This is a genomic window from Gelidibacter sp., from assembly GCF_053579655.1.
In genome coordinates this window covers 40,486-52,511 of sequence record NZ_JBMDWE010000031.1, presented here as the reverse complement: position 1 = coordinate 52,511, position 12,026 = coordinate 40,486, and the positions used below count along the sequence as shown (strand labels likewise).

Sequence of the window (12,026 nt, the reverse complement as noted above, 5' to 3'; positions counted from 1 at the left end):
ATAAGGAGTTGGTTACGGTAACCGAGGAGTTGGAGTTTGCCAAAACCTATATGAATTTATTGAAAATGCGCTTTGAAAACAGTATCAATTTTGAAATCCCTGAGTATTTTATGGATCCAGAGGCCAAGGTCGTGCCTTTGTCCTTGCAATTGCTTTTGGAAAATACCATCAAGCACAATATTGCAAGCGAATCAAAACCTTTACATATCAAAATTTCAGTGGAGGGTAACTATTTGGTAGTACAAAATAATTTACAGAAAAAGGAAGTCCTTCAAACTAGAAAGGGCGTGGGACTTCAAAATATCGTCAACAGATATGGGATTTTGACCAAACGGAAGGTTTTGATCGAAGAATTTGAAAACTTCTTTAAAGTAAAAATCCCCATCTTGACCAAACAAATTTCAATCATGGAAACAACACATCAATATAGTGAACAAGACGCCTATAATCGCGCTCAAAAAAGAGTCGAAGACCTCAAGGCTTTCTTTAGAAGTTTAGTGTCTTATTGTATTATCATCCCATTTTTAATATTCATTAATTATAAAACTTCTTGGCACTATCAATGGTTTTGGTTCCCAATGTTGGCTTGGGGGATGGGACTTGTCATTCAGGCCTTTAGCGTATTTGGCTACGGAAAGGATTGGGAGGAACGAAAAATTAAGGAAATTTTAGATAAAGAACGACACACTAAAACATGGAATTAATGGAATCGAATTATTTTGAACAGGAACGTTACGAAAGAGCTAAGAAACGCGTTAAGAGAATTAGAGGATTTTACATCCATCTCTTGGTTTATATAGTGGTTAATTTAATGGTCGTTGTTGTAAATATCCAACAGATGGGACCCGATGAAAACTATTTTCAATGGCGGAATTTCTTTACCCTTTTTTTCTGGGGCATTGGACTTTTCGCTCATGGACTATCGGTGTTTTTACCTTATGCCATCCTTGGAAAAGATTGGGAAGAAAGAAAGATCAGGGAATTGATGGAAAAAGAACGGAAGAATAAATGGGAATAATGCCAACGCGTATTCCTTCTAAAATAAAACAAACCAAATGAACGTAATCATCATAGAAGACGAAAAGCCCTCTGCGCGCCGTTTGCAGCGCATGCTGTCGAACTTGGAAATTGAGGCCGAAACCATGTTGCATTCGGTGGAAGAATCCATAGCTTGGTTTTCAGAAAACACACATCCCGATTTGATATTTTTAGATATTCAGTTGAGCGATGGATTATCTTTTGAAATCTTTGAAGCTTTGGAGATTAATTCGGCTGTTATTTTTACGACCGCTTATGATGAATACGCATTGCAAGCTTTCAAACTCAACAGTATTGATTACTTATTGAAACCCATTGACGACGATGATTTAGCAAAGGCCGTTGCAAAATATAAATCTCGAATACCAACGCAAAAACCAGCGCTTATTGACTTTGATCAGATCAGAAGCATGTTGGTCAATCCGTTGGACAGGAATTACAAAAAACGATTTTCGGTTAAGGTGGGACAACATCTAAAGTTGGTTGCTATTGAAGATATTGAATGTTTTTATAGCGAAAACAAAGGCACTTATCTTTATACTTCTGATGGCCGTAGCTATTTATTAGATGTCACTTTGGAACAGTTGGAGCCCGATTTAGAACCCAATAAGTTTTTTCGAATAAGCAGAAAGTTTTATGTGAATATCGATGCTATTAAGGATATGATTAGTTATACCAATTCGCGTCTTCAAATTAAACTGAACACTTATAAGGAACAGGATGTTATTGTCGCAAGGGAACGCGTTAAAGAGTTTAAGGATTGGCTGGAATAGTTAATCGTCAATTCGGTTGTCATCAAATGCCGATGGCAACAACTTGGGAATAAACTTAATAAATAACGGCAATAAGATGGCACCTCCAGGCAACATAAAGATGGCCAAACTTGGGATGGATTTGAAAATATCCAACAGTTGCTCCTGAATTTTTTTATGTTCTTGGTCCGTCAGTTCGCGTTGGGTGGATTTTGTCAATAGGACCATCAATTCTTTACTTTCCCTGAGTTCCTTTACCAAGCGCTTGCTGTTTCTTCGGATCAGTGTGATGACCATCTTGCTGGAATTGTCATAAAAGCTTTGCACAAAATTCTTGGAACCTAGCGTGGCAATACGGTTATTGTTTGAAGAATAAAAAGTGTCAATGTCTGAAATGGATTGGGTCAAAACTGTTCTATCCACATTTAAATGACTGCAAAACTGAGTCAAGAACTTATTTTCACTTTGGTCAACCTTACTATCGGTCCAGGAAGCCATGCTCGCAATATCAATGGTGTACTGTTTTTCTAAATCGGTTTCAAGGGCAGTAATCGCATCGCCATAATCCATAGGCTCATTGTTATGGTAGCGTCTGGAGTCTTTAAATAACTTCGCTAAGCTATCATCATACTTGCTTTTTTGAAGTTTGGATTCGAAAACCTCAATGACTATGGTTTCTATGGCGGTTTCAAATCTCAACAAATGCTGATCTGAAACACTATTGGTCTTTAAGAATTTCTCATAAGCAATGACGTCAACAAATAAAAGTGCATTGGTAATAAAATAATTAAAGTTTTTGGTAAAGATATTATCGTCAATATGAATGCGCTTTTCGATAAGGTCTTCCAAAAGCGCTGCTGATTTCTTTTTCCCTAAAATAGCGTCAAAAATAGAGGCTTTGCTAACGGTTATGGCACTATAAAAGCTGATGACGGTATCAATGAATTTTTCTTCGGATGGATTATTTTTATAAAAATAGTAGAAGGTCAAAATTAAATTTGCCTTGCACAATTCTTCGTCGGTAAGGTCGTTTTTTGGAAGGGCATTGCTCACAATTCCGACATTGCTGCCATAAATGAAGCCACAATGTTTGAGATCTTGATAAAAGGTTTCAAGAGGCTTATTGAAAAATGTTTCATCAACCGAAACTTCTTTTAATAATTTTTTTATCCAGCCAGAAGCAGAGGGATTCATAGTCATCAATCATTTAGGCTGTAAAGATACCTAATTTATGGTCCTGTAGCGGATGTTTTTTTGGGATCTATTGGTTGGTTTCTTTATATAAATGTTATCCCATTTAGAGATCGTAGAAAAGCCATTTTTGTGAACCAAACAAAAATAAATTTGATGCTGTTTACCTTGAAAATATTTTATCGGGAGCTATTAACTTCAAAAATGCTTTGCAAATACATGTGTTTGTTTTATTTCAGCCACATCATTTCTTAAAAAGAAATAAAGTATGGTTCATGAAAACCATAATATGAGTCCGATGATTTTGCTTTTATTCAAAGATCTGATTTGTAATGGATTCTCCAAACGTCAATAAATTATTATCAGGATCTACTATTGAAAATTCTTTTTGTCCCCACGGTTTTATTTCTAAAGGACCATTTGGATGGATTTTTATATTTTTCTTTAAGAAGGATTGGTAAAGTATTTCAATGGCATCGGTTCTGATATAAATTTGACCGTAATTTTCATTAATGTCGAGGTTTTTAAACTCGAAAAAATGAATTTGAACCTTATCTTTATATAGCATCAAATAGCCGTCATAATCGGCGTTTCCATAGTTTTTAAAGCCTAAGTCAAAATAGAAGGCCTTGGTCACGCTTTTATTTCGCATGGGGAGTTTTGGGTGGATTTCTGTGAGCATGTGGTATTAATTATTGTGATAATTTACCCATCAATAAATCAAACCATCTTAAAACCAGTTGATTTATGAGAGATTTGATTGGACATTAATTGTTTCCTTCACGTCTAAATTCAAACCCTCCAAAATGGTCTCCAATGCCAAAAGAGAATTCTTTTCTATATATGACTTGTTAATTGATAATTCCTCATGTTCAGTTTTGAGCACATAATCTCCTGCAAAGTCGTTGATGTGATTGATTTCGTTGAGTTTGATGCTTTTTGGATGGAGGGTGTTTTTGGTGATCACGCCATTTTCAATGGTCAAATATTGTTTACTGTTTTCAAAGAGATACAGGCCAAGATAAATCAAGCCAAAAGCTAGGTAGCCCAGGTTAAAGAGGTTGGTTCCATCAAATGTAAATGCTAAAATGCCGAATACCAACCATACAATTCCAAGAATCAAGTTGACTTTTAAACGTTTTTTAGGATAGCGTATTTTCATAATTGAACTCTCTTTTAGGAATTATTTTTCAGAATGGGTATAGACTAAAGATAGAATAAAACATATTTAATCCCAAACATATATTTTAGTCCATTTCAACATAAAGAAAAGTCCCAGCCTCGGAGAGAAAAGTTAATTGAATTCTATAAAAGGATTTCGATTTTTTGCGATGGTTTTAAATCTGCCACGATTGGTGGATGTGATTTAAATCAATGAGTAATGAGGGATTTCAAGGGATTCCTGAACTTTGATATAATCCTTAGGCGTATCGGCGAGCACCATTAATACGTCATGTGCCTTAATTACAGTAGAACCACCCGGACGGATGTATTGTTTATCGCGCTTTATCATGACAATAAATGCCGATGCAGGAAAATTTACATCTACAATACGTTTGTTAACTGCGAAATAGTCGGGTAAAATCTCAAATTCTTGCATTGAAGATTTGGGGAGATCTAAAATGAGTTGGTCTATTTCTGAAATCTTTTTCGCTTTTTCAGGGAGACCTACTTTGAGCCATTTTGCCACAATGGATAATGTTGTCCCTTGAATTAGAATAGACGTTACGGATATAAAGAATACGATATTGAACATCATATCTGCTTTTTCAATGCCTGCCAACAATGGATATGTTGCAAATACAATCGGTACGGCGCCACGCAAGCCGACCCATGAGATATAAAAGCGTCTTCTTAATTTCATTTTGAAAAACATCAAACTGATAAATACGGCCAATGGTCGCGCAACGATGATCAAGAATAAGGAAATAAGCAGTCCAATGCCAATATAAGGCACGATTTCAGAAGGGAAAACCAAAAGTCCTAAAGTAAGGAACAAGACAATTTGCATCAGCCAAGCCAAACCATCGTACATTTTTAATATGGTTTTCTTATGGATGAGATCTTGATTTCCTAAGTACAGCGCACAAATGTATATGGCGAGGAAGCCGTTACCACCTACAAAATCTGTTGCTGAAAATGTGATGAACATTAAAGCGATAACCAAAACAGGGTAGAGGCCTTCAAAGTCGAGCCTGATTCTGTTGATGATGAATTTACTCGCTATTCCAAAGCCAAAACCTGCACCGGCACCCAAAATCATTTGCTGAAAAAACATGGGAACAATGGATGCTAAACTCATGTCTTGGTTAATGACTAAGGTTAAAAACGCAATAGTCAGTACATAGGCCATGGGGTCGTTACTCCCGCTTTCCAACTCCAGTGTAGGTCTGAGGTTCTTTTTTAGCGCGAGACTTTTCGAACGTAAAATAGAGAAAACGGCGGCTGCGTCTGTTGATGAAACGATAGAACCCAATAGCATGCTTTCATAGATGGTTAGGTCGGTAACGTAATACACAAATGTTCCTAGTGAAACTGCCGTGAGCAAAACACCGATGGTGGATAGTACAAGTCCTTCTCTAAGAATGGGTTTTATGGATTTAAAATTGGTGTCGAGACCACCAGAAAATAGAATGAAGTTAAGGGCAACAACACCAATGAGCTGTGCGGTTTTTGGGTTGTCAAAACTGATGCCGCCAATACCATCGGAACCAGCCAGCATGCCTATGGCTAAAAACAGTATTAATGTTGGGACTCCAAATTTGTAAGAAGTTTTCCCTACAATAATGCTTATAAAAAGTAATATAGAGCCAACTAATAGGATGTTTTCACTGGTTAGAATCATGCGTTCCTTATCTTAAATCAATCGGTGTAAAGATACTTGTTTTTATTTTTATTGATAAAAGGAATTTGTGTTACCTTCTTTTTTATGTTGAATAAACTGATTTTGGTGGTCTGAAAGTTGATTTTTTTTGTGTTGATTAATTGTCAAGTTTGGATTGTTTTAATTTTAGGCGAATTCAATAAGTGTTTATGTTTTCATGGTAATCTTCTCTTATTGCTAAAGTATTGTTTTTCCTTTTTTCGATTTACTTTATCAAGTAAACTGGCATTTTACTTTTTTGTGGAAACAGTCGAATTGTAGAATCTCATAAAACCCTCTACGCTAAAAAAGTATGTAAGGATGAATCCACTATTGAATCATTGATATTTAAGCCTTGCCTTATTAATTTAAGAACTATGAAAACTGCCACCCAACTCTTTTTTTTATGAGTGTGTGCTTTTTTAAGGTCACAGTTTTTTCCCGATTCTCCAGTAATTATTTGCCGCAGCAATGGTTGCAAATTCGGTGGCCACAGTTTGACCAATGGCGATTAGCATGGCCGCATCGTCTGCATATACAGGGCGTAGTTTCTCTCTAACCGCTGCGTCTGGTTGCGTAACTTTTATGATAAGTCGTGCCATTTTTACAGCTAATTGTCGTCCTTCTTCTGGAGTTTTTGTGATTAATGAATTGCCGGGTATTAAGTCAAATTGATCTGCCATTTTTATTGTTTTTTATGATTATAAATGCTGTAACGTTTACAGCAAATTATGAAAATTTAGTATTTATTTTTAACTAGGAACTAAAATAATCAATTTCTTAAGAATTGGTCGTCTCATATAATTATGTTTGATTGTGAAATTCAAATGTTATCATTGGAACCCTTAACGATGCAAGTCTATGTTCTTAATTCTAACAGCGCAGCGGCGGTTGCTGATTTTGTCGAAGTATCTTGGTTCATTTTACACCTACCCCAAAATCTTTCGTGTCATTGCCCTGCCAATAAACCGAACTTTATCCTTTAAGAGAAAATTCCCTAAAATAGTTTTCACGACACCTTTCGTAAATCGGGTGCGCTTTTTATAATCGATATGAATATCCACCAACACCGTTTTATTTGATTGAGCAGATTTAAGTGCCGTACTAATAATTTGATCGGTCTGAGCATCGTTTTCAATGAGCAAATATTCCGCACCAACGGCGTGCGCAATGCCATCGATGTTGAAATCGCCCAAAACGGTGGAGGTTTTTCGGTTATAAGGGATTTCTTGGCCTTGTGAGATTTGAGACAACTCACCATCATGAAATACGAAAATCACGATTCCTAAATTATTCCGTTTTGCAGTTAACAACTCCAATCCAGTCATCAGAAATGCACCGTCACCAACGATTCCAATAACCTGTTTGTTTGGATTGGCAAATTTAGCGCCGATGGCTGCAGGAACACAGTAACCCATGCAATTGAAATCGGTCGGGCTGATTAAATGTTTACTTTTTAAATTCTGAAATAACTCAACGGTCAGGAAGGTGTGATTACCGTCGTCCACAACTGTAATCGCGTCGTCATCCAAATGGCTTCTTAAACTCTTGAAAAAGAGATACGGATTTACCCTATCAAATTTATAATCAGACCATTCCTTGTAATACGCTTGTTTATCTTTTGCAATGGAACTAATTAAATTAGAATTGTTTTTTGTGATATTCTTATTTTTTAGTTCTGTCAATAAGCTTTCTAAAACCTGTTTTGCATCGCCTTCAATGGCGAGTTTGCTCTTGTAGTTTTTATCGAAAACATTTTTGTCGATATCAATATGAATCAAGTTCTCTGGAACTGTGGCGCCATAGCTTCCTGTTGGGATTTCGGCAAACCGTGTGCCTACGGCAATTAAGCAATCAATATCTTTAAAGGCGTTTTCTGAAGCGGGTACCGATGCAGGACCAAAACCCATGCCTGTAAATAATTCGTGATCGCCTGGAAATACGCTATAGCCTTGTAGTGTTGTGGATACTGGAGCGTTTAGTCGTTCGGCAATTTGGATGCTTGTAGCAGTGGCTTCTTTAGCACCCCAACCTAAAAACAGTCCCACTTTTTTAGATCCTGAAATAATTCGAATGGCTTCGTCTATTTGAGACGCGAGTACGGTTGGTGTGTTGTCTTGTTTTTTATAAGTTAATATTTCTGAAACTTCGCCTTTAAACAATTGAACATTGGTTGGTATTTCTATAAAAACAGGGCCAGGACATCCGGAAGTTGCAATATTATAAGCCTCAAAAACGCTAGACATAATGTCTTCATGCTTCGTTAGTTTATAGGTCTTTTTAGTAATGCCGCTCAAAACCGAGTGCATGTCCCATTCATGAAGTTGATAACTTTTTTTAACATCGGTACGAATCCCGCCCGAGATGATCAGCATAGGAATGCCATCTAAAAAAGCTTCGCCAATGCCACTTAAGGCATGCGTCACTCCAGCTGCAGGAACAATGACTAAAGTTCCAATGCTATCTGATGTACGACTGATGGCATCGGCCATAAACGCGCCACCGCCTTCATGGGTAACCAAAATTGGTTTGATTTTTTCAGACTTGTTTAATTCGTCATAAATCTCTGTGTTATGAACTCCAGGAACACCAAATGTATGCGAAATAGGGAGTTGCTCTAATGCTTTAACGACTAACCATGCACCTGTTTTTTTCATGTTATAATTTTTATTGTTTTTCAATGGTAACATGCTATTCGCAATTAATAATTCCCAAAGGGGGAAAACTTTTAGCATGCTCGATTCATGTGTTTATTTTATTTAATGCTAAAAATCTGTTTGTTAAGGAGCTGTTTCATGGGTATTAAAATTTTCAACACGCTCATTTCATATTCAATTTTAATTTTAAAGTTTTATTCCCGAGATGTTTGCTCCTGCAACGCGACCTGTTAAAATACATGATCCTAAAAAAGTGCCTTCTAACGAACGTGCGCCATGAATGCCACCGCCGCCAAATCCGGCAGCTTCTCCCACAGCATATAATCCTGAGATGATTTCGCCATCCTTATCAATGACTTGTGAATTTAAATTGGTAGGGATGCCGCCCAAGCTTTTTCGACTCAAAATATATTGCTTCACTGCAATTAATGGTCCTGCTTTTGGATCGAGAATTTTTTGAAATTTAGAAATTCGGATTTTATCGCCGCGGTACAGTCTGAAATTGACTAAGCGTCGCAATTGTTCGTCATTAAAATAGGATTTTCCACGATCAATCTCGTCATCATAACTTTGCAGATCCTTTTTCAGAATTTCTATATCTACCGCATTCGTGACCGGTTGTTGGTTCATTTTTTTAACTAACTCCTCAAGCGTATCGGCAACTACAAAGTGATCTGATTCTTCAATCAATCGGTTTATTAAGGCTTTGTTTCCAAATAAAACCTCTTTGATCATCTGTAATTTGTTCCTGTTTCTGAAAGCCGTCATATATTCCGAACCTGAAACTGCCAATTCTTTAAGGGCAATTTTTCGGTTCATAATACTCCATGAATACTGCTCCTTTGTTTTTAGAATATGTTCTACAAAATACGACGTATCCGTATATGGCACAAGGGGCGGATCAAATCGTTTTCCTATGGCGTCAACCCAAATAGCCGATCGGGGAGGCACCAAGCTCAAGCCATCTCTGAATTTTCCTTGTTCAGGATGTGGTGTGGGAATCCCAGCGGCGTAGTGCCACTGTCTGTTTAAGTTGGTGGAAGGTATGCCTTGTTGTTCTAAATTTAGATGAATGGTGCCATCTGCGTATTTATGAGAACCATTTAATAGGGTGTCTGGCGGTGTCCCATATTCGGGAAGCCAATTATTTTTGACCAATTTTAAATCGCCACCTGTAATTCCGCCTGAGGCAATGATTACATTTTTAGATTTTAGGATTAAGTTCTCTTGTGTCGTTTCATCGAGAACTTCAATTCCAATGGTCTTTTTGTTTTCTATAAGAATAGAGGTCACTTTGTGTTGAAATTTAATTTCCAGATTTCCTTTATTGGGATGATTCAACAAGTGTTTTACAACTTTATTGGACAAGTCATATCCAGTTCCCCAGGTGATATGCCACCTGGGGACTGAATTTCCTTTGACATCCATCCCGCGTTCTGGCCAGTTGACCACAGGAAGAAAATCGACTTTTTTAGCAATGAGCCAGTCATAAATAATAGAAACTGAATGTTCTGAATAAAATTTAGCCCATTGTGCGCCTAAACTGTTTGTTTCAGTGAATGCGCCGTAACGCATCCAATCTTCAAAAAGTAAGGTGGGAGAATCTTTAATTCCCGCTCTTTTTTGGAGAGGTGTACCAGAAAATAGAATGCCTCCGAAGGATTTTTTTGCCAATCCTCCGAAGTTCTCTTTGATATCCCTTTCAATTATAAGAACTTTTTTATGATTATCCAGAAGTTCGATGGCTGCTGATATGCCTGCCAATCCACCGCCAACGATGATGTTATCGTATTCGTGAATATTCATTAAGTATGTACTAAAAGAATCAAAAATCTCATGACCATATTTTTTAATGCACTTTAGTTACTAATATTCGACATTGTTGATGTTAAAATCGATATCGGTTATATTCATGCCTAACGCCTTTGCAACGCCTATTCCGTATGCTGGATCGGCCTTATAGCAATTCCCAATATGCCGTTCCTGAATGAATTTCTCGGCACCACCAACTTGTCGCGCTGTATTTTCAAACAATACTTGCTGTTGTGCAGGCGTCATTAGTCGGAATAAATTGCCAGGTTGGGTGTAATAATCATCATCCTTTCTATGGTCGTAATGAAAAGCATCGCCTTCTAAATGTAGGGCAGGTTCAGCAAATTGTTTACTCTCTGCCCATTGGCCATAGCTGTTTGGTTCGTAATGAAGCGTTGATCCTTCATTGCCGTCTACGCGCATGGCGCCATCACGATGTGGATTGTGAAACGGACATTGTGGTTTATTGACAGGAATTTGGTAGTGATTCACACCTAATCGGTAACGTTGCGCATCACCATAAGAGAATAAACGGCCTTGCAACATTCTATCTGGAGAAAATCCAATTCCTGGAACCACGTTTGCAGGATTAAACGCTGCTTGCTCCACATCTGCAAAGTAATTTTCAGGATTTCTGTTGAGTTCCATGACACCAACATCAATCAGTGGATAATCAGCGTGTGGCCAAACTTTAGTCAGGTCAAACGGATTGAAACGGTAGTCTTTATCTGCTTCGGGCATAATTTGCACTTTCAAATGCCATTTCGGAAAATTTCCTTTTTCAATTGCGTCAAACAAATCACGTTGGTTACTTTCTCTATCTTTTCCGACGATATGCATGGCTTCTTCATCGGTTAAATTTTGAATGCCCTGTGCGGTTACAAAATGGAATTTTACCCAGCTACGTTCGTTAGCAGCATTTAAAAAACTAAAGGTGTGACTGCCAAAACCGTGCATATGTCGGTATGATTTTGGAATACCTCTGTCACTCATTAAAATAGTGACTTGATGCAATGCTTCTGGTAAAAGTGTCCAAAAATCCCAATTATGATTAGCACTTCTTAAGTTTGTTTTCGGGTCGCGTTTGACTGCTTTATTAAGGTCAGGAAATTTATATGGATCTCTCATAAAGAACACAGGCGTATTATTTCCTGCTAAGTCCCAATTGCCTTCTTCTGTGTAAAATTTCAATGCAAAACCTCTGATATCTCGTTCGGCATCAGCGGCACCTCGTTCTCCAGCAACGGTTGAAAAGCGCGCAAACATATCTGTCTTTTTGCCTATTTCTGAAAATATCTTGGCTTTCGTATATTTCGTGATGTCGTGAGTTACGGTAAATGTTCCGAAGGCACCAGAACCTTTGGCGTGCATTCTTCTTTCAGGAATAACCTCTCTGTCAAAATGCGCCAGCTTTTCTAAGAACCAAAAATCCTCCAGAAGCATCGGACCTCTTCTGCCTGCAGTTTTTACATTTTGATTTTCTGCAATCGGCCTGCCGGATACCGAGGTTAGTTTTTTCTTTTCGTCGCTCATATTATTAGATATTATAATTTAAATACAATTGTTTTTTTTGCATTTCGGTTTAAAGAAAGGCCGGTTTTAGTATAAGTTCTCTGAGACAACTCGGATTTAACTAAACAACGGCAAACTTTGATGACGCTTAAAAATAGTAATTATTTTGTTAAGATGATGGTCTTTTGTTGTTTTTGAAAG

11 protein-coding genes are annotated in these 12,026 nt (G+C 37.4%); 3 read left to right on the top strand and 8 right to left on the bottom strand.

The window, feature by feature from the left end; all coding sequences use genetic code 11:
• The 3 genes from ACOH2D_RS14450 to ACOH2D_RS14440 all read left to right on the top strand — a co-directional run.
• The coding region (locus ACOH2D_RS14450; protein WP_449535648.1) for a 2TM domain-containing protein at window positions 1-704 on the top strand (704 nt) is incomplete at its 5' end.
• Complete coding sequence (locus ACOH2D_RS14445) at window positions 704-1,018, top strand: 2TM domain-containing protein (RefSeq protein WP_449535647.1); 315 nt, start codon at window positions 704-706, stop codon at window positions 1,016-1,018. The genes ACOH2D_RS14450 and ACOH2D_RS14445, both read left to right, overlap by 1 nt.
• 37 nt (window positions 1,019-1,055) lie before the next feature.
• Window positions 1,056-1,811 (top strand): LytR/AlgR family response regulator transcription factor, encoded by a 756-nt coding sequence (locus ACOH2D_RS14440; protein ID WP_348034882.1) that lies wholly within the window; start codon window positions 1,056-1,058, stop codon window positions 1,809-1,811.
• Here ACOH2D_RS14440 and ACOH2D_RS14435 read toward each other — a convergent pair whose 3' ends face one another.
• From ACOH2D_RS14435 to ACOH2D_RS14400, 8 genes are all read right to left on the bottom strand, one after another.
• Window positions 1,812-2,984 carry an LETM1-related biofilm-associated protein gene (locus tag ACOH2D_RS14435; protein ID WP_449535646.1) on the bottom strand — a complete coding sequence of 391 codons (1,173 nt, stop codon included), beginning with the start codon at window positions 2,982-2,984 and terminating at the stop codon, window positions 1,812-1,814. It lies immediately after the preceding gene.
• Between the two features lie 307 nt (window positions 2,985-3,291).
• Entirely contained in the window at window positions 3,292-3,663 is a 372-nt protein-coding gene (locus ACOH2D_RS14430; RefSeq protein ID WP_449535645.1) for a bleomycin resistance protein, read from the bottom strand.
• A 63-nt stretch (window positions 3,664-3,726) separates the two neighbouring features.
• On the bottom strand, window positions 3,727-4,143 hold the full coding sequence (locus ACOH2D_RS14425) for a hypothetical protein (RefSeq protein WP_449535644.1): 417 nt from the start codon (window positions 4,141-4,143) through the stop codon (window positions 3,727-3,729).
• 204 nt (window positions 4,144-4,347) lie between these two features.
• Window positions 4,348-5,826 carry a potassium/proton antiporter gene (locus ACOH2D_RS14420; protein ID WP_449535643.1) on the bottom strand — a complete coding sequence of 493 codons (1,479 nt, stop codon included), beginning with the start codon at window positions 5,824-5,826 and terminating at the stop codon, window positions 4,348-4,350.
• A 446-nt stretch (window positions 5,827-6,272) separates the two neighbouring features.
• Window positions 6,273-6,527 carry a hexameric tyrosine-coordinated heme protein gene (locus tag ACOH2D_RS14415; RefSeq protein WP_348035498.1) on the bottom strand — a complete coding sequence of 85 codons (255 nt, stop codon included), beginning with the start codon at window positions 6,525-6,527 and terminating at the stop codon, window positions 6,273-6,275.
• 246 nt (window positions 6,528-6,773) lie between these two features.
• Window positions 6,774-8,501: a thiamine pyrophosphate-binding protein gene (locus ACOH2D_RS14410; protein ID WP_449535642.1), complete on the bottom strand. Its 1,728-nt coding sequence runs from the start codon at window positions 8,499-8,501 to the stop codon at window positions 6,774-6,776.
• Window positions 8,502-8,687: 186 nt separating this feature from the next.
• Complete coding sequence (locus ACOH2D_RS14405) at window positions 8,688-10,307, bottom strand: FAD-binding protein (protein ID WP_449535641.1); 1,620 nt, start codon at window positions 10,305-10,307, stop codon at window positions 8,688-8,690.
• A 60-nt stretch (window positions 10,308-10,367) separates the two neighbouring features.
• Window positions 10,368-11,846, bottom strand: a complete 1,479-nt coding sequence (locus tag ACOH2D_RS14400; RefSeq protein ID WP_449535640.1) for a catalase — start codon at window positions 11,844-11,846, stop codon at window positions 10,368-10,370.
• Window positions 11,847-12,026: the final 180 nt, after the last annotated feature.